Below are 17,431 nucleotides of genomic sequence, written 5' to 3'. Positions count from 1 at the left end.
ATTCCGAATTTGACCATATCGGAACAATCGGCGCAATATTGCATATGCCCGAGAACGCGTCCGCCCTCGACCTTGTGCTTGCCGGAGATCCCGCGCTGTTCGCGATCGTGCGGCTCTCGCTGGCGGTCAGCCTGTCCGCCGTTGCACTTGCAGCCATCCTCGGCGTGCCCTTTGGGGCACTTCTCGCGCTCACCCGGTTCCCCGGCCGGCAGGCCACCATTGTCATCCTCAACGCGCTGATGGGGCTGCCGCCCGTGGTAGTTGGGCTCGGTGTTTTTCTCGCGCTCTCGCGTTCGGGGCCGCTGGGGTCATGGGGTCTGTTGTTCACCCCCGCAGCCATGGTCGTCGCGCAAACGATATTGGTCGCACCGATCATTGCCGCGCTGACGCGGCAAACGATCGAGGATCTGTGGAGCGAATACCGGGACGAGTTGACGGCCATGAACGTCGGTCCGGTGGGCCGGGTGGCGACGCTGGTTTGGGACGCGCGCTTCAGCCTCATCACCGCGCTGCTCGCCGGGTTCGGCCGGGCTGCGGCGGAGGTCGGCGCCATCATGATCGTCGGCGGCAACATCGACGGGTTCACCCGCACGATGACGACCGCCATCGCGCTGGAGACCTCGAAAGGCGATCTGCCTCTCGCTGTCGGCCTCGGCATCGTGCTGATCACGATCGTGCTCGCCGTCAACATTCTCGCGTGGACGGCACGGCGCGCGAGCGAGCGATGGGCGGGATAGGCATGCGTGCGCCGTCCACCGAGCTTCCGATTCGATTCGAGAACGTGACCTTCTCGGTTGGTCCATTGACCATCCTGGACGGCATCGACCTGAATCTGACCGCGGGCGCGCCGACCGTCCTCGTCGGCCCGAACGGCGCCGGAAAGACGACGCTGCTGCGCGCGGCCATGGGGTTGGTGTCGCCGACACGCGGGCGCATCACCTGGGGTGGCCGGATCGATGTTGCACCGTTGCGGCGTGCCATCGTGTTCCAGCGCCCGGTCATGCTCAGGCGGAGTGCGAGCGGCAATATCCGTTACGCCTTGCGCGTTGCGGGCCTGCCGCGCGCAGAATGGAAGCGACGCGCCAGCGAGGTTCTCGGGCTCGTCGGGCTCGACCACGTTGCCGACCGTCCTGCCCGCCGGTTGTCCGGTGGTGAACAGCAGCGGCTCGCGCTGGCGCGCGCGCTCGTCCGTGATCCCGCCGTCCTATTCCTCGACGAGCCCACTGCGAGCCTCGATCCGGCTGCGACCAAAGCCGTCGAGGATGTGATCCGCGCCGTCAGCGAACGCGGGATCAAAGTGGTCATGTCGACCCATGATATCGGCGAAGCCCGCCGGCTGGCTGGTGACATCGTCATGCTTCATCGCGGCCGCGTTATCGAAACGGCCGCTGCGTCGTCTTTCTTCACCGCGCCTGAAACGGCCGAGGCGAGGAAGTTCGTCGCCGGAGAACTAGTCATCTGATCGAGACGGAGAAATGGAAATGCTGAGCCGCCGCCACCTCATTGCGATCGCCGCCTGTGTTGTGCTGGGCGGCCCCGCCTTTGCGCAGGAAAAGTCGATCGTGGTCGCCTCGACGACATCGACCCAGGACTCCGGCCTATTCGGCCACATCCTGCCGCTGTTCAAGGACAAGACCGGGATTGCCGTGAGGGTGGTCGCTCAGGGAACGGGACAGGCGCTCGATACCGGCCGCCGCGGTGATGCCGATGTCGTATTCGTCCATGCCAAGCCGGCCGAGGAAAAGTTCGTGGCCGAAGGGGCCGGCGTGAAGCGCTACCCGGTGATGTACAACGATTTCGTCCTGATCGGACCCGAGAGCGACCCGGCGGGCGTCAAAGGCACGAAGGATATCGTGGCGGCCCTGAAGGCGATCAAGGAGAAGGGCGTCGCATTCATCTCGAGAGGCGACAAATCGGGTACGCATCAAGCGGAGCTCAATCTCTGGAATGCTGCCGGCATCGACATCGCGAAGGACAAGAGCGCCTGGTACAAGGAGATCGGGCAGGGAATGGGCGCTGCGCTCAACGCCGCCTCGGCGGCCAATGCCTATGTGCTCGCCGACCGCGGCACGTGGCTTTCATTCAAGAACCGTGGCCCGCTTGCGATCGTCGTTGAAGGGGACAAGCGGCTGTTCAACCAATACGGCGTCATCCTTGTGAACCCGCAGAAGCACCCGAACGTGAAGCAGGAGCTTGGCCAGCAGTTCATTGATTGGCTTGTTTCGCCGGAAGGACAGAAAGCCATCACCGACTACAAGATCAACGGCGAGCAACTGTTCTACGCCAACGCAGGCGACCCGGGCGCGTGATGCGGGCGGCCGCATGAGCTTCACAGCGTCGCGATAATCTTGGCTGTGTCGCGCCATACATGTTTTGCGGGCAGAAGCGGCGTTTGACAGCCCTTGGGTGCCTTGACGCGCAGCGCGTCGTCCTCGGAGGTCCAGGTGGGTTTCTCCGCGAGCGGCGGCATTGAATGGGCTTTTGACCCGCGCTGGACGTTCAAGGCCGAATACGTCTACATCGGTCTCGGAAAGTCGAACAATAATGCTCTTGCATTCCCTGGAGCGTCCTTCACGGACACCGAGGTTCAGCTTCATACGGCCAAGGGCGGTATCAACTATCGGTTCTGATGCGGCCGACATTTGCAGGGCGGGGGACACTCCGCTCTGCGCACCAGAGCCTGCTTTGCCCGGGAGAGCCTTCCTATACGGGAAGTCGCGACCGATAGGGCGCGGTCAGCAGCAGCATGAACAGCGCTCGGTCAGCTCGATACTTTGCGGCAGGCCGACTTGCTTCCCGGCCCTGCACGACGACCGCGCCGTCGCTGGTGCAGATGCTCCAGGTCCATTTCCTTCGCCTGCGTTGCACCAGGTTCACTTCGAATATCGGAAATTCCGGTCTGACCATTCGCCGCCGCTTCTCGTCAAACATCCAACTCCGGACTTGAACTCGGAGGGCCGACTTGTGTCTTCACCCATTTGGGTGATGAGCGGCTTGCACTGTCTGGGCAGTCCGGTCGAAAACGCGAGGTCGATGATCCCAGTCCGATCCGCGGCCTGCGGACGGACGACAGCTCAGCCGCCGTGTAAGGCCTTCCCGGCGAGCAGGCTGACGAGTTCCTGCTGGCGCGAAAGACCGGTCTTCGAAAGCACGGCTTTGAGCTGCGTACGCACCGTCTCTCGCGTAACGCCGATTGCTGCGGCGAGCGCATCCAGCGATTCTGCCCGTGCGACGCCGCGCGCGACCTGGGCCTCGGCCGGCGTCAGGTCGAATAGCCCTTGCAGGACTTCCGCAGTCGGCACCGCGCCGCGATCGACCGGAGTCACGACGACCATGAAGGTGGCGCGAGTGAAGACATCGCGGGCCGATCCGCGCACCGGGAGGACATGCAGGACCATCGCGACGCGATCCATCGCCGCTGCGATGGCAACGGATTTGACGGTCCGTCTATTGCCGACGAACGGAGTGCCCAGCGCCGCGACGAACAGACCGTCCGCGGTGGCATCAGTCAAAGTCAGACGCTCGACGCGGTCGTGGAACATCGACGGCATCAGCGATTCGAACAGGCCGTTTGCCGCGAGCAATCGGCCGCCTTCGCGCAAGATCGCTCCGGGCAGCCCGATCACCTGCAGCGCATCGGCCTGTGCGCGCGCACGCTCGAAGCCCAGGCGGTTTGCAGTCAGGCAAGCCCGAGCCAGATGCGGCCTCAAGTCATCCAGGAACGAGACGATTTCGCGCGGCACCGGTCCATTGTCCTGGTGGCGTGGCATGACGATCGCAATCGAATCGCCACTCGGTATCGGGATGATCGTTCCCGCTCTGTAACCGAGCCCGTGCTTGCGGTAGAAATTGCAGTACACGTCGTTGGTCGCAATCTCCTCCTCCGACACGAGGTCTCCATCGTTGAGGAAGCCGGCGTAGTTGAGCGCGGCGGCACGCGGCAGCAACGGATCGCGCTCGCTCCATCCTTCCTTCAGGAAAAGAGGCATGGCCTCGTTGTGATTGACGGAGTTGACCGCACTGACATAGCCGTCGCGGACGGCGAAGAGCAGGCCGCCATTCCCACCAATAGCGTGACCGATTTCACCGAGGATCTCGGGCCACAATGAGGTGATCAGCCCGGCCTCGTAGATGCGGTCAATCAGATGATCGAGATGCCCAAATCCGTTCATGCGCAGTACGACAACATCAATGACGCAATTATAGCCGGACATCCGGGCGACGCAATCAGCCCTTATGCGGAGGGATCGACCTGGCTCTTCAGTGGTTCCGCTATGAAGAAAAGGAGCCCGACGCTCTTGGCAGGCAGCGTAGCGCGGCAGTGGCGGAGCAGACATCGTCATCTTGGCCGTCGGAGCCTCACGCACCGTAGCCCATATTTGTCCTGAGCCACGAGCCGCTTCGCGCCGCAACATATGCAGCACAGAGGGCGGCGATTATCGAGACGTGATACTATGCGCATTGGTCCTCGCGCCGTGATGAGGGTCGAATGCAACGGCGGACGTTCATAGCAGGCACTGCAGCGCTGCTTATTTCGCTCCGTTGTTCGCGCGCCCAGGGGAAACGTCGTCGGCTCGGCTTTCTTGCTTTAGGTGATGGAAGCGGGAAGGCACTCAATCAAGCCGAACTGGCTCTGTTCGATGGGCTGCGAAGGCACGGATGGATCGATGGAGAAAACCTGGCAGTCGAGTATCGGTTTTCCCAACCGCCGGACCGACTATCAAGTTCGGTTGACGAGCTGATTGCTCTCCGGCCCGATGTGCTGATCGCTGCGGGACCTCGAGCAGCCGAAGCCCTGAAATCGGCGGCCGCGACCATTCCGATAGTCTTCGTGGCTGTTTTTGATCCGGTGGGGCTTGGCCTGGTGCGAAGTCTGTCGCGGCCAGGAGGCAACATAACGGGCCTTGCGACCTCCCAGGGGGTCGCGCTGTCAAAATCGATAGACATCCTCCGCGAGCTGGTGCCTGGCGCATCGAACATCGCGATCCTGGTCAATCGCGGTAACCCAATGCACAGGCTGGTATTGGCCGAGGAGGTACCTCGCACGGCGCGGAATTTGGGCATAGCTCTGCAGATTGTCGAGGCGACCACTCCAGAGGAGCTCGACACTGCTTTCGCCTCGGCCGCCGACCAGCGTGCTGAGGCATTGATTGTCTTGGGCGATGCCCTGACCGTTGTCCAAGGCCCCCGAGTTGTCGAACTCGCCGCGAAGCATCGACTGCCGGCGTTGCATCTCTGGCGTCAATTCGCCATCGGCGGATTGATCGTCTACGGGCCCGATGTGACAGAACTGTTCCGCCGCGCAGGAGCCTACGTCGATAAGATATTCAAAGGCGCCAAACCTGCCGATATACCTGTAGAACTGCCGATCAAATACGAGTTGGTGATCAACATGAGAACTGCCAAGGCGCTCGGCCTCAGCGTGCCGACCTCATTACTACTTCGCGCTGACGAGGTGATCGAATAGGGTTTAGTTTGCTCCAAGCGAAGGGCGGCTTGTGGCCGTAGCTGACCTTACGCAAGCGCCGCCGGACTGCGTGTGGACCCAAAGCAGACCTTCTGATGTATTGTGATGCGGAGTGTCTTCCGCTCCATAAGGCGAGTGGGCCAGCGTGGTTGTCTCATTCGAGCACCGGGTCGAACCCGCTGCATATGTCTATTTAGGCAGGCATTCCACGTTGTATGCGATAATGATCTGGGCCGGATCCGCTTTGCCGAGGCTCTTCAAATCTTCCAACCCGCTTCTGAGCTTGGCTCCCGCCTCGCTCAAACTTCCTTCAAGCGTGACTTTGGCTTTCCGGCACCGCTCCTCATTGGAGAACTCCTGGAAGACGACCGTTGGAAGCAGCCGCCATTCGGCCTTGTCGTTCGTCGCGGCGGGACTGATGGAATAGGAAAAGACATACATCAGCACCCACATCGACTTTCTCCAGCCTTTGTCTGCTCGATCCCACTGCCTGACAGGCATGGCGAACCTGGCCACACCTGCGCAGGCCGCTGCCGGTCGTCTGCTTTACTTCGACGACTTGCGTTCGAGTCGCAATCGCTGAGCCCTCATTCGCTTGATCTCTCGACCGAGGTCTTCACTCTTTTCGTCCAGTCGTTCGCTGCTCGATTTGGGCTGATCATCCTGGCGCAGCTTGTCGAGAGCTTTCTCGACCGATAGCTTGTTGGTTCCGGCCATAACCGACCTCGCTCCCGTCAACTAGGATAGTAGGAATTCTGTTGCGGGCAGATCCAATTGCCGTAGGTGGCCGGCGCTCGGCAATGTTGATTTAGGTCAACGGTCGGCGACGACGTGTGGCACCTCCACTGCACGCTCGATGCGGATCCAGGCCGCCACGAGCTCCCAGGCAACGGCGAGGATGATCGGCCCGATGAAGAGGCCGATGATCCCGTGCGCGATGGTTCCGCCGATCACCCCGACCAGGATGACCAGCGTCGGCGTGGTCAGTCCGCGCCCCATCACCAACGGCTTCAGGATGTTGTCGAGCAGACCGACGATGGCGAAGAAGATGGTGAACAGCAGCGCCGGCATGACATCCATGCTCATCCAAACCCAGATCACCACGGGGAGGAAAACGACGGCCGCGCCGATCTGCACGATCGAGAGCAACATCACGATGATCGCGAGCAGCCCCGCGCTCGGAATAGCGGCCAGCTTGAAGCCCACGCCGGCCAACAGCGCCTGGATGATCGCAACCCCGATCACGCCTTGCGACACCGCGCGGATAGTCGCACCGGAGAGCTCCAGGAAATGCTCGCTCTGGCCCGGCACGATCCGGAACAGGAAGCCACGGATCGCGCCTGCAAGCCGAGGGCCATGGGGAAACAGGAAGCCGGCCATCAGCACCGACAGCAGGAATTGCAGCGTCCCGACTCCCGCGCTGCCGGCGAGCGACAACAGGACACCTGCAATCGGTTTCAGATAGGGCGTGATCTCGCGCAGCACGGCCCGGACATTGGTGTAGGCGAGGTTCCAGAGATCATAAAGGTGCGGGCCGATCAACGGCCACCCCTTGATTTGCTCGGGCGCGGCTTGGAGCACGACGTCGCCGGTGCCGATCTGGCTTGCAATGTCCTTGATCCCCTCGACAGCGCTGATGCCAAGCCAGGCCGCGGGACCGATGACGATGCCGAGCATGATCACGGTCAGGATGATCGCCGCCGTCCGCGGGCGACCCCCTAGGCATTTGGCCAGCCAAGTGAAGGCGGGATAGAATGCCACGGCAAGCACCGCGCTCCAGGTCAGGATCGGCACGAACGGCTTGATGATGAAGAAGGTCCACAGGATCAGCAGCGCCAGCAGTCCAAGCCTGATCGCGAGTTGCACGATATCGTCGCTAGAGAAAAGGTGACGAAGCGTTTTCAAGATGTGAGGCCTGCATCCAGTGGAGTGACGCCATCCCTGGAGTCGAGGGCCGCCCCCGGTCTGCGAGCTTGATCCAGATCAACGGATGGTCGGCAGAACACGGCTTCACCACAGATGGCGTGCGGATGCCGCCACCAAACGCGGTGCCAAAACACAGGTCGACGCAGCAAATTATGCTCGCAGCGAATTTCTGCGGGACGGGATGCCAGTCGTCATCCGCTTGCTCCGGCCGAACGATGAGGTCTGCATGCCGGCCGCACTGAGCAGGCAAGCCAGCAGTTGCTGCAGCGCCGCTTCTTCACACCGAGGCGGCATTTCTCCGACAAGCAAGCACTTTTTCTTTATGAATCCGCTCACAAATCACTTTGCGCTCGTGGCATCCTTAGGATTTTCGTTTGCCCCACACGAGACCCAAGCACGAGCCTGAAGTCGCCGATTCGCGCAGTGGCTCCATTGCCGCGCACATCCCGATCGAAGGCGCCGCTACGTCCGCTTCCGAGAGGTGGGTGATCAAGGTATCTTGGCTAACGAGGGCGGCCTCTGACCCGAACCGGATGCTGACCGAGTTCGTGTATGAACCATTTGAGTTGTGACCCCGACCAAGGGTCGGAAGCGGGTTCGGGAAATGGCGGCGGATGAAGAAAGCATCGAGCCAAAATAAAATGATGAGCAATTGAATCATGCAGAAGCGCTTAACCTCAAATGTGAGGCAATTCGGAGTTGATGGTCGAAAGGCGCTCTTCGTGCTGCTTCTGCTTTTCGTGATCCCCGCGGGCGACTGCTCCGCACAGACACCGCCGCCGCCAATCGACGAACAAGCGTTCGAGCGCGTGAAGCCGACGGTCGTGAAGAGGTTGGCGACCCGCTTTTCGCTCGGCGCATTCGCCGGCCGCTTCGAAGAGACACGGCTCGGCGCGGTGCGCAAAGCCGTGGGCGAAGGGGCCATCCAACACCAGGGCCACGCTGGAGATAGCATCTATTGGCTGTGTTATAGGCGCGCGCAGTATCGATTATGGGTCGTGTCCCACGGAGAGATGGGTGGCCCGGACCATCTCGTCACGCAGATCGTGGAAGAGCTCGCCGAGAAAGACAAGGAGACCTCGACCGATTGCCCCATCATCCCCGAAAAGTTCGCGCACGTCGTCTTCGACGGCAAGCTGCATTTGGGTATGTCGCGGATGGAGGTCGTCAAAGCGCTGGGACCGCCGTCGGAGTCGGAGGCTGCTCAGATGATGTATTCTCACGCGGGAAAGCTCGCAAACGGTTTCGATGAGACCGCATGGTTCATTCTCCGGTTTCGTGAGGACAAGCTCGTGTCCATGCGGGGCGGCAAGATCACTTCGAATTGAGTGGCTGCGATCCGCTCGCGCCAAGGTCCGCTTTTGGCTGCCTGGCTGAGTCCGTCGATACTTGGTCGCAAGTTGGCAAGTGACCCCTATCGGACATCACCGACGGTTGGCCTGGCGAGCTTCCGCGGCGAAGGCCGCGATGCTTGCAGCCCAGATGAGCGCAAATCCGAGCAGCACCCACTTAAAGTCCGAGTTGATCATGAAGTTGACGGCGGCCATCCAGCCAATCGAGGCCACGCCAGCAACGATGGCACCAGCCAAGGCCCAAGAGCTACCTTGGCGAAATGCCGTTGTGACCAGAGTGAGCGCGAGCACGCCGGTCGCAATAATGTAGCCACCCATGACGCGAAATACATGGGTAAGCCACAATGCCAATTTCGGGCCGAGAGACTGCAACTCGGCCGAACTGAGGTTCATGTAGCGGATGTCCTCCGGGAGTAATGCGGGGCGAAGGAAAAGGAAGTAGCAGCCGACCGCGATCAGGATAATGCCGGAAAGACCCAGAAGGATCGAAGAGAAAGGCCAGCCGACTTCCTTGCTACGCATTCGGCTCCCCATCTCAACCGTGGTGGTGGCCACCTCCACGATGCCTCCCGTGCATGAAGAAATGCACGAGCGGACAAGCCAGGAGGGGCAACCAGAGCAGAGTGCCGAGCACATGAGCTTGATGCTGGGCGAACAGCAACGCTCCCGCGATAGCCGCAATGACGGAAAGGCCCAGAATGATGAGGAAATTGCGCGACAAGCCTCGGCGTGCGCCAGCCTGATTGTGAGCATGGTCTGGCAAGGTCATCGGAGTATCCAACCCATTGCCTGCTTGCCCTGAGGCCAACAGAACCACCAAAACCAATCTCGCAGATGTCGCATGAATAACATTGATGCAAATCAACCGCGGTTCCGGTCCGCAACGACACTTGATGTGCGTCAAAGCGCGATTTCAGGAGGGTGATTTGATGGGAACGACTTCAACCAATCTGTCTCAAGCGGAGGACATCCATGATTACCAAGAATTTCTTCGCTGTTCTGGCCACCGCTTCTCTCCTAGCCGCTCCCGCGATAGCTCAAACTACGAAAGACACGGAAAAAAGCGGTCACCATTATCAGGGCGGGCCGAAGACCGAAGTGCCTCATCACATGGGCAAGAAAGAAACTAGCGGAAAGGAAACCACCGGCCAGTCCGGCGGCCATCACTACACCGGCGGACCGGCAACATCCACGCCCCATCACATGGGTGACAAAAAGTAGGCTGAATGAGAACGGACGGCGTGGCTCGCCTATGCTGCGTCCGCCGTACAGGAGTAACCTGACATGACCAACCTCCCTTATGCGCGAACAATGTTCGCAACTTGCATGCTGTTTCAGGTGGTCTACGCTTTGTGCGTACTTCTCTGGCTGGCGTTCCCGGAGCTGAAGGGTCATGAATTGCTGCCGACCGTCTTCCCCGGTTTCAAAATGATCACGGTCGGGAGCTTCATTTATGGCCTTGTCGCCAGCATGATCTATGGCTGGATCGTCGCGATCGTCTTTGTGTTCTTCTTCAATCTCTGGCCGCAACTGATTGCGACTGTTCCGCGGCAAAGAGGTATCCGCGCCAACTAGCCCCGAGTAACTTCACGGAGGTCGGTTGGTGATGACGGAACACCGCTCGAAAGACCTGCATTGGCAGAGACAAAGCGCTTTGGCGCGAAAACGAGGAGACTCCCATGAAGACAACAGTTCGCGTTTTGGGGTTCACGATATCTGCGCTCGTGCTGGCCTATAGCTCCATCGATGCAGTGGCACAGTCCCAGCCAAACCCACAAGCTCATTCCCATGGCATGGGTCAGGTAGAGGGCGGTACAACGGGACAGGGCGGAATGAGGCAAGGCGGCATGATGGACCAAGGAATGATGGGGGGCGGCATGATGAGCCGCCCCACGGGATCTCCGATGATGTTCCGAATGATGTTCGCTCTGATGGACGATGGCGACGGGCAAATCTCCATGCAGGAGTTTCAGGCGGCGCACGAGCGAATTTTCAAAGCAATGGATAGGAATAAGGACGGCCAAGTGACGCAGGAAGAGATGCAAGCCTTCATGCATGGCCGGACCCCGGCGTCCCAGCAATAGCGCGATCCTTCGTCCATGGACGAGCCGGGGCGGAACGGCCGCCCTTATTCCTGCCAAGCGTCGTATGTCGCACAAAGAAGGCCGCCGTAGCGTCGAGCCTGCGGCAGTGTCCGGTTGAAGGAGCATTTCCGTTTTTGGCGGCGTCCGTTCATTGCGCGAATGTCGCCTTTTGGGCCCAGACCGGACGTTCACCCTTTGCGTCGCACTGACGCATACTCAAAGAGGAACTCTACTTCAGGGCTCCGGTTGAGGAGCTCTCACCCAAAAGGAGGTTCGTCATGAAGCTGGTCGCGATACTGGTTCTCGGTACCTTTGCCCTGAGTTCGGCAGCGAAAGCAGATCAACCTGGACCTGACTGGATGCCAATGGAGCAAGTGAAAGCCAAGGTCATGGAGTCGGGCTATTCGCAGGTCACCAAGCTTGAAGCCGACGACGGCCAGTGGGAGGGCGAAGGCGTTAAGAACGGACAGAAAATGGAATTTCATGCCGACCCTAAAACCGGCGTCATCACGCGCGAAAAGCCGGACCATTAAAGCTTGACGGCATCCGGAGGGGGGCGCCGTGACGCTAGGCCGCTTGCGTCCCCGCCCTTGAAGGGAGTGAATTGATCGGTCCGCGATTGGCCCAAAGCTGACTTTGCCCTGCTGTCCGCCTAGCGTCAGCTTTTGACCCGAAGGGAAAATTGAATTCCCGCCAAAACAGGATTGGATGTCAAGGCCGCCCCAGATGAAAATCCGCCTTTCCGACACCCTGCACCAAGATGAGCCGACATCTTTTTCCGTCTAGCGGTGTGACACGATGCGGGACACCCGGCATAACGTCATATCTCTCACCGACATTAACGTGCACGGCGTTGCCCGGATTGTGAGTTTCGATGACGGCCGTGCCTTCAAGAATAAAGAAAATCGCATATCTGAGTATGCCAGTGCCAAGCGACACATTCGTCACCAACAAGACTCATAGCCGAAACCCGAACGTCCGAACCAACCGCTACATGCTCCAAGCCATAAGTGCGCTCGCTAGGCGGCCGAAGATTATTCCCGGGATCCATTGTTGTTCTCCCTTGCTGTGGTTTAGCTCATTTCCTTTCACCTTCAGACCCCAGCTTGCGAAGCCGAGCGCTATCGCAGACTACCCAAAAATGTCCCAGCCGGGCTAAAAAAGGTTCTCTCGGCGGATAGAACAAGTGGGCAATCGCGCGCGTCGAGCGAGACACTTTCATTGTCACTTGCGTCAACTAGCCTGACTTTCCCGACCGCACTCGCCGCATTCTCCGAGCGCGGTGTTCGCGCTGGAGAATGCTGACTCGGAGGAGGAATGCCCGTCCCCGTCGTCGATGATCAATGTTGGCGCGCCAAGCGGTGCAAAATGGCATATACTCCCAAGCCGGTAGTATTACAGCCTAACGAAAGAATGCCCCTCGGGCCAAATGCAACGCGACGTCCTACGTCAGGAGGACGTCGCGATGCAATTGTGCATCACAACCAGAGGGGAAGTTGTCATGAAGCGACCTTCATTGCTCCTGGCATTGTGTTCTTCCGCTTTCATCTCTGCGCCGGCATTCGCCGATGAGGTCAAGCAGGAGGCCGAAAAATTAGCCGTCGCCTACGCCGACTGCGTCGCCAGGAAAGACGCGACCTGTGTCGCTGCGCTCTATACAAAGGACGGGGTTCAGATTAACCCGAGCGGTGTATTTTCCGATCTTAAGACCGTATACGAAAGCAACTTCAAGAACGGCACCGATCATATTGAGATCAGAGTCGGCAACATGTCGGTCATCAACAACGATCTGGTCGTTGCCAACGGCGAGACCGACATCTTCGGTAAGGACCCTAAGAGCGGCGACGCCACCAAGGTCACAGTGTTCTGGGGCGCCGTCGACATACGTGAAGGCGGCGCTTTGAAAATCCGCCAGTTGACCGTCGGCATGAAGCCGCCTCCAGCTAAGGAAGCCAGCGCCGAGAAGAAGTAGGACGTCATCACGTCGTAAGTCACCACGCGCCCATCCTCTTTGGAGGGTGGGCGTTTGATCTTGCTGCACGTCGTCCGAAAGCAAAGTCCCGGCGCCTCGACACCGCTCGCGCGATGTCTGCAAGTGGCCCATTGCTGACCTGCCGCGCCGCCCGCGCGCATTCGGCCTTCGACCTGGAGCTTGGTTCGGATTGACCAAACGTGCTTCGGACGGAGCGGCGGCTTTGCGCCGATGATCTTCCCCTTGTTCCAAGGAACGTGCTTCGAGACGGCGGGGATGGTGCTTGGCGTAACGGTCATGTTGACGGTTGGTCATTTCCAACCTGGAGCCCTGCCAATCCGGCGTCCGCTTCTAGACGATTGGAGTTTGGGGCAACGAGCCTGACGTATTGAAAGCCAACTCCCGGTCGAGTTAGATTACCATTATTTCCCGGCCCCCGATAATTTCTAAGAGTGCCTTTTGTAACTGTGGAGGACATTTATGCGAAGCTCTCGCGCAATAATTTATCTCCAACGACTTGGCGAGCTTGCCTCTCAGCTCTCGGAATTGGAAGATCTTCGAGGTCTGGTCGAAGATGCCGAGCGAAGCACCCGCGCTGCGCCTGTATCGCGCTCTAGACGCCATGCTTCGCGCCGGCTTCAAGGTTGTGATCTAGGCACCACGTCTGTCCGACTCCGTCGCTACACGCCACCAAGCCGAAATGCAGGAGCTCTCAGGCCCGCTGAGAACGACAACCAAATCGAATGGACAGTGCTTGAGCCATTTCCCAACGGATGGTGGGCTTCGCCCTAGCGGTGGCGTCCACGACCGCTGTTGACCCTTCGCTGCCGTTGAAGCGGAGCCGCTACCCCGTCGGCTCACCGGGCCAGGATGTTTGCAGTCGAGCGCAACGCTCCGGCGATGCTGATGGAATGCGGACCTGTTCGCGGCTTGTGACTTAAAACCCATATTCCTGAGCGCGCTGCGGACCAGATGACCGTGGGCAGTTCGTCGGATAGAATGGTGTTCCAAGCCCTCGAACCTGAGTGGGCATGAGCATGGCCCGGAAGCTCGTCGCCATCGTAGCGGCCGACGTTGTCGGCTATAGCCGACTAATGGGTGCCGACGAGACAGGGACCTTGGCGGCTCTCAAGACCCATCGTCAAGAGCTGATCGACCCGAAGATTGCCGAGCACCAGGGCCGCATCGTCAAGACGACTGGTGATGGCCTCCTGATCGCATTCCCGAGCGTGGTCGAGGCTGTCCAATGCGCGGTCGAGGTCCAGCGCGCGATGCAGGATCGCAATACCGACGTGCCGGCGCATCATCGCATTCAGTTCCGTACTGGCATCAACCTCGGCGACATCATTATCGACGACGACGATATTTATGGCGACGGCGTCAATGTTGCAGCGCGGCTCGAAGGAATCGCCGAATCCAACGGGGTCTGCGTAAGCAGAGTCGTGCACGATCAGGTGCGGGACAAGCTGGACTTAGCCTTCGAGGATCTGGGAGAGCGGCAGCTCAAGAACATCGCGCGGCCGGTCCATGTCTTCCGGATTGCAGCATCTGCTCTCGGGGTGCCGACGCAATCGGCAACGCCCGTACTGGCATTGCCAGACAAGCCTTCTATCGCCGTGATACCGTTCACTAACATGAGCCGTGATCCGGATCAGGACTACTTTGCCGATGGCATGGTCGATGACATCATCACCGCGCTATCTCATTTCAAGGCGCTGTTCGTTATCGCTCGCAGCTCCAGCTTCACCTACAAGGGACGGGCAGTTGACGTGAAGCAGGTAGGGCGCGAGCTTGGGGTGCGCTACGTCTTAGAAGGGAGTGTTCGCAAAGCGGCCAACCGCGTGCGCATCACGGGACAGCTCGTCGATACCGCCACTGGAGCACATCTGTGGGCGAACCGGTTTGATGGCGGGCTCGGCGACATCTTCGATCTTCAGGATCAGGTGACCGGAAGTATTGTCGGGGCGATCGCGCCGGCAATGGAAAAAGCCGAGATTGAGCGTGTCAAGCGCAAGCCGACCGAGAGTCTCGACGCTCATGATAGTTATCTACGCGGTTTAGCCAGTTTCTATCGGTTTACTAGTCGAGAAGCGAACAACGAGGCATTGCGCCTCTTTCACAGCGCGATCGATCTCGACCCAGATTTTGCGCCGGCCTACGGTCGTGCCGCCTTTTGTTACGCCCATGCCAAAAGCAGTGGCTGGAGCTCAAACACCGTGAACGAGATTGCTGAAGTGACGATGCTTGCTCGACGGGCGATCGAACTGGGCCAGGGAGACGCGATCGCGCTCGCCGCCAGCGGATGGGCAATCGCTTACGTTGTCCGCGATCTCGAAGGAGGCGCGGCTTTAATCGATCGGGCCCTGGGGCTAAATTCTAACTTGGCCGAGTCATGGTATTACGGCGGCTGGGTGAAAAACTACCTTGGGGAGCCGAAACTAGCGATCGAGCGCTTCGCACGGGCCATGCGCCTAAGTCCACTTGGACCGTGGGTCACGCCAATGCAAAGCGGCGTCGCGCATGCACATTTCATGCTAGGCGACTATGAAGAAGCGGCCGTTTGGGCAGCAATGGCATTGCAAGATAATCCGGACTTTTCATCAGCATTACGTGTCGCTGCAATGAGCAATGCAATGGCCGGGCGGGCAGAGCAGGCACATAAGGCAGTGGTGCGGCTGCAGCAGCTGAATCCCACGCTACGCGTTTCCACTTACAAAGATGTGGCCGGCCCCCATCGACATGCCGCAAACCTCGCGCGATTGGAGGAAGCATTGCGGCACGCCGGGCTGCCGGAATGATCATGGTAGCCTGGTGCTGGGCTGAAGTTATTGAGTGACCCTTACCTGGTGGTGGCTTCGGCCGGCGTCGGCGTATGGACCTAGCGCCTATCTGTCTTTACGCCCGGACGTCGGCTTGCGGCGTGCCAAGGGACCAAAGGCTGAAACGGCCGAAAGCCCGCATATGACCCTAGCCGACAGTCCAGCAATGTCGCTATCGCGCCGGAGTTGGCGGAGCAGCGGACATCGGGAACTCAGGAGCGGAACGCTCCGATCCAGCGAGGATGCGATCCTAGGCGCGCTTATTCTTCATCGTCGTCATCTTCGTCGTCCTCGTCGTCTTCCTCCTCCACCTGTACCAGCGTCGCCAGCGGCAGCGTCTCGCGGAACAGATCGCCTTCCATGCCCATCCAGAGGCAGAGCACCTCGTCTTGCTTCACTTCCGCGACGGTCAGCGGCTGGCCGCCGGATTTCAGCATCACGACATCGCCGGCTTTCAATTCCATGGATTGTCCTTCCGATTTGATCGAGCCGGACGAGGCTAACAGGTGGTCATGACAGCGTGATCACCGATGGCTGGCATCGGTCTACAGCGTCGACCGTCCTGAATTCTTGCGCGATATCAACGCTTGACGGCGAGGATCGGTGTCGTCTTGATCGGGCTGCAAGCGTCGTTGAAGAGACCGACCACGGACGTCACGATCGGGACATGGCAGGCGAAGCTGTCTGGACGATAGGCCTCTCGGATTCCGTCCATGTGGAATGTCGCGAGGTTCATGAAGGCGTTGAGCCGCCTGGCTTGAAGGTCAAGCGCGGTCTGAATGCGGTCGCGATCGACTGGTGATGACATCTTCCCCGCGGGCTTTGCGTCGGGCTGCGCGGCCCAGGAGCGCACCGGCGCCAGTTTTTCGTGCAGATTGCGAAGACAATAGTGCATCACCACCACCTGATGCTTCGCGCTGAACCAGTGAATCGTGACGGACTCGTTGGACCCGGCCTTTTCCCGGTTCTTGGGGCAAATATCGACATATGAATGGGGCGGATCCCAATTATGCCCGGCCACCGAGCACGCATTCTCGGCGGACACGCGCGGGGTGGCCGTCGCGGCGCCTTTCGCAGGCGCGAATTGCGGCAAGTTATGATTGCAATCGAAGTCGAAGGCCCGGAGCAGGGTCTGGTCGAGCGGATCACTGGTCGGAGTTTGCTGCTCATACGGATTGAGCCTGAAATGCGTGGCCCAATCGATGTGCATCTGCGCCTTGCGCGCCAGCAACGCGCTCGTCTCGAACAAGGCCAGTTGGGCCTCTTCATAGCCCTTCAGATTTTCCAGAGCGCTCTTGACGGCGAGAGCTTGTTCGTCGGCGTCGGCGTGATCATCGAGTACAATCGTATAGTCGGAAAACAACTGCTGTTGCAGGGCCTGAACCTTGGAAAACTTCGTTGCGATGCTGTCGAACGCCTCCGCCGCGGTCTGCATGTTCTCCTTGGCGTGCGCGCTCACCTTCTCCCGATAGGAGTTCAGATACTGGAAGTAGCCGACGAGGAGGCTGCTCAGCACCGTCACCAGCGAGAGGCCCTTGACGAGAGTCAATCGGCGATCGAATTGCGTTAGCCACCTCAGTGGCCCGGTCCGGGAGTACGCGCGCGCTGCGTCCTTGTTCTGCTCCATGGTGCCTCCAACCCACCCCGCGCCATCGCAGCGAGGGTACCGCAATCCCGGATTGCGGATTGTGAAGCATTTCACTTCAGGTGAAGCAGGGGAGTTGTCGGATATCGCGCAGCCACGGGCCGACCGGAATCTCGATCAGGCGCCGGTCGCACCCTCGAGACCATGCCATCATACCCCTGTTTTG

At 59.8% G+C, this 17,431-nt stretch carries 21 protein-coding genes; 12 read left to right on the top strand and 9 right to left on the bottom strand.

All coding sequences use genetic code 11. From position 1 onward, the window contains the following. The first annotated feature begins 44 nt into the window (after positions 1-44). The 4 genes from BCCGELA001_RS27560 to BCCGELA001_RS27545 all read left to right on the top strand — a co-directional run bounded on the left by BCCGELA001_RS27560 (position 45) and on the right by BCCGELA001_RS27545 (position 2,630). On the top strand, positions 45-737 hold the full coding sequence (locus BCCGELA001_RS27560; RefSeq protein ID WP_008560853.1) for an ABC transporter permease: 693 nt from the start codon (positions 45-47) through the stop codon (positions 735-737). A 2-nt stretch (positions 738-739) separates the two neighbouring features. Further along, on the top strand, positions 740-1,462 hold the full coding sequence (locus BCCGELA001_RS27555) for an ABC transporter ATP-binding protein (protein WP_060736759.1): 723 nt from the start codon (positions 740-742) through the stop codon (positions 1,460-1,462). 19 nt (positions 1,463-1,481) lie between these two features. Next, positions 1,482-2,309 (top strand): extracellular solute-binding protein, encoded by an 828-nt coding sequence (locus tag BCCGELA001_RS27550; protein WP_060736758.1) that lies wholly within the window; start codon positions 1,482-1,484, stop codon positions 2,307-2,309. Positions 2,310-2,444: 135 nt separating this feature from the next. After that, positions 2,445-2,630, top strand: coding sequence for an outer membrane protein (locus tag BCCGELA001_RS27545; protein WP_144441497.1), 186 nt, complete (start codon positions 2,445-2,447; stop codon positions 2,628-2,630). A gap of 73 nt (positions 2,631-2,703) precedes the next feature. Here the strand turns inward: BCCGELA001_RS27545 and BCCGELA001_RS37395 are convergent, their stop codons facing one another. Next, positions 2,704-2,931 (bottom strand): hypothetical protein, encoded by a 228-nt coding sequence (locus tag BCCGELA001_RS37395; protein WP_144441496.1) that lies wholly within the window; start codon positions 2,929-2,931, stop codon positions 2,704-2,706. 143 nt (positions 2,932-3,074) lie between these two features. Continuing rightward, on the bottom strand, positions 3,075-4,214 hold the full coding sequence (locus BCCGELA001_RS27540) for a helix-turn-helix transcriptional regulator (RefSeq protein WP_008560839.1): 1,140 nt from the start codon (positions 4,212-4,214) through the stop codon (positions 3,075-3,077). Positions 4,215-4,489: 275 nt separating this feature from the next. On the opposite strand from BCCGELA001_RS27540, the gene BCCGELA001_RS27535 reads away from it, so the two are divergent. After that, positions 4,490-5,467, top strand: coding sequence for an ABC transporter substrate-binding protein (locus BCCGELA001_RS27535; protein WP_060736756.1), 978 nt, complete (start codon positions 4,490-4,492; stop codon positions 5,465-5,467). Positions 5,468-5,656: 189 nt separating this feature from the next. Here BCCGELA001_RS27535 and BCCGELA001_RS27530 read toward each other — a convergent pair whose 3' ends face one another. The 3 genes from BCCGELA001_RS27530 to BCCGELA001_RS27525 all read right to left on the bottom strand — a co-directional run bounded on the left by BCCGELA001_RS27530 (position 5,657) and on the right by BCCGELA001_RS27525 (position 7,372). Continuing rightward, on the bottom strand, positions 5,657-5,920 hold the full coding sequence (locus BCCGELA001_RS27530) for a hypothetical protein (protein ID WP_060736755.1): 264 nt from the start codon (positions 5,918-5,920) through the stop codon (positions 5,657-5,659). Positions 5,921-6,013: 93 nt separating this feature from the next. Next, positions 6,014-6,184: a hypothetical protein gene (locus BCCGELA001_RS38505; RefSeq protein ID WP_008560823.1), complete on the bottom strand. Its 171-nt coding sequence runs from the start codon at positions 6,182-6,184 to the stop codon at positions 6,014-6,016. Positions 6,185-6,280: 96 nt separating this feature from the next. Continuing rightward, positions 6,281-7,372, bottom strand: a complete 1,092-nt coding sequence (locus tag BCCGELA001_RS27525; RefSeq protein ID WP_060736754.1) for an AI-2E family transporter — start codon at positions 7,370-7,372, stop codon at positions 6,281-6,283. A gap of 743 nt (positions 7,373-8,115) precedes the next feature. Between BCCGELA001_RS27525 and BCCGELA001_RS27515 the strand changes: the two genes are divergently transcribed. Next, complete coding sequence (locus tag BCCGELA001_RS27515; RefSeq protein WP_144441494.1) at positions 8,116-8,721, top strand: hypothetical protein; 606 nt, start codon at positions 8,116-8,118, stop codon at positions 8,719-8,721. 96 nt (positions 8,722-8,817) lie between these two features. Here the strand turns inward: BCCGELA001_RS27515 and BCCGELA001_RS27510 are convergent, their stop codons facing one another. Both BCCGELA001_RS27510 and BCCGELA001_RS27505 read right to left on the bottom strand, forming a co-directional pair. After that, positions 8,818-9,306, bottom strand: a complete 489-nt coding sequence (locus BCCGELA001_RS27510; RefSeq protein ID WP_236840755.1) for a hypothetical protein — start codon at positions 9,304-9,306, stop codon at positions 8,818-8,820. Beyond that, the gene (locus tag BCCGELA001_RS27505; protein WP_060736753.1) at positions 9,281-9,514 is read right to left on the bottom strand and encodes a DUF2933 domain-containing protein; all 234 of its coding nucleotides are present in this window, start codon (positions 9,512-9,514) and stop codon (positions 9,281-9,283) included. The genes BCCGELA001_RS27510 and BCCGELA001_RS27505 overlap by 26 nt, the downstream gene beginning before the upstream one ends. A gap of 203 nt (positions 9,515-9,717) precedes the next feature. Between BCCGELA001_RS27505 and BCCGELA001_RS36245 the strand changes: the two genes are divergently transcribed. From BCCGELA001_RS36245 to BCCGELA001_RS27480, 6 genes are all read left to right on the top strand, one after another. After that, positions 9,718-9,966: a hypothetical protein gene (locus tag BCCGELA001_RS36245; protein ID WP_083543400.1), complete on the top strand. Its 249-nt coding sequence runs from the start codon at positions 9,718-9,720 to the stop codon at positions 9,964-9,966. A 63-nt stretch (positions 9,967-10,029) separates the two neighbouring features. Beyond that, entirely contained in the window at positions 10,030-10,320 is a 291-nt protein-coding gene (locus BCCGELA001_RS27500; RefSeq protein ID WP_144441493.1) for a hypothetical protein, read from the top strand. A gap of 104 nt (positions 10,321-10,424) precedes the next feature. Beyond that, complete coding sequence (locus BCCGELA001_RS27495; protein WP_008560800.1) at positions 10,425-10,829, top strand: EF-hand domain-containing protein; 405 nt, start codon at positions 10,425-10,427, stop codon at positions 10,827-10,829. 278 nt (positions 10,830-11,107) lie between these two features. Continuing rightward, positions 11,108-11,362, top strand: coding sequence for a PepSY domain-containing protein (locus BCCGELA001_RS27490; RefSeq protein WP_060736752.1), 255 nt, complete (start codon positions 11,108-11,110; stop codon positions 11,360-11,362). A gap of 968 nt (positions 11,363-12,330) precedes the next feature. Further along, positions 12,331-12,801: a nuclear transport factor 2 family protein gene (locus tag BCCGELA001_RS27485; protein ID WP_060737872.1), complete on the top strand. Its 471-nt coding sequence runs from the start codon at positions 12,331-12,333 to the stop codon at positions 12,799-12,801. A 1,031-nt stretch (positions 12,802-13,832) separates the two neighbouring features. Beyond that, entirely contained in the window at positions 13,833-15,599 is a 1,767-nt protein-coding gene (locus BCCGELA001_RS27480; protein ID WP_063921111.1) for an adenylate/guanylate cyclase domain-containing protein, read from the top strand. 281 nt (positions 15,600-15,880) lie between these two features. Here BCCGELA001_RS27480 and BCCGELA001_RS27475 read toward each other — a convergent pair whose 3' ends face one another. Together BCCGELA001_RS27475 and BCCGELA001_RS27470 are read right to left on the bottom strand one after the other, a co-directional pair. Next, the gene (locus BCCGELA001_RS27475) at positions 15,881-16,084 is read right to left on the bottom strand and encodes a YodC family protein (RefSeq protein ID WP_008560792.1); all 204 of its coding nucleotides are present in this window, start codon (positions 16,082-16,084) and stop codon (positions 15,881-15,883) included. Positions 16,085-16,200: 116 nt separating this feature from the next. Continuing rightward, positions 16,201-17,247 carry a hypothetical protein gene (locus tag BCCGELA001_RS27470; RefSeq protein ID WP_144441492.1) on the bottom strand — a complete coding sequence of 349 codons (1,047 nt, stop codon included), beginning with the start codon at positions 17,245-17,247 and terminating at the stop codon, positions 16,201-16,203. Between the last annotated feature and the right edge of the window lie 184 nt (positions 17,248-17,431).

It is taken from the genome of Bradyrhizobium sp. CCGE-LA001, from assembly GCF_000296215.2.
Lineage (GTDB): Bacteria > Pseudomonadota > Alphaproteobacteria > Rhizobiales > Xanthobacteraceae > Bradyrhizobium.
This window is presented reverse-complemented; position numbering and strand designations above follow the sequence as displayed.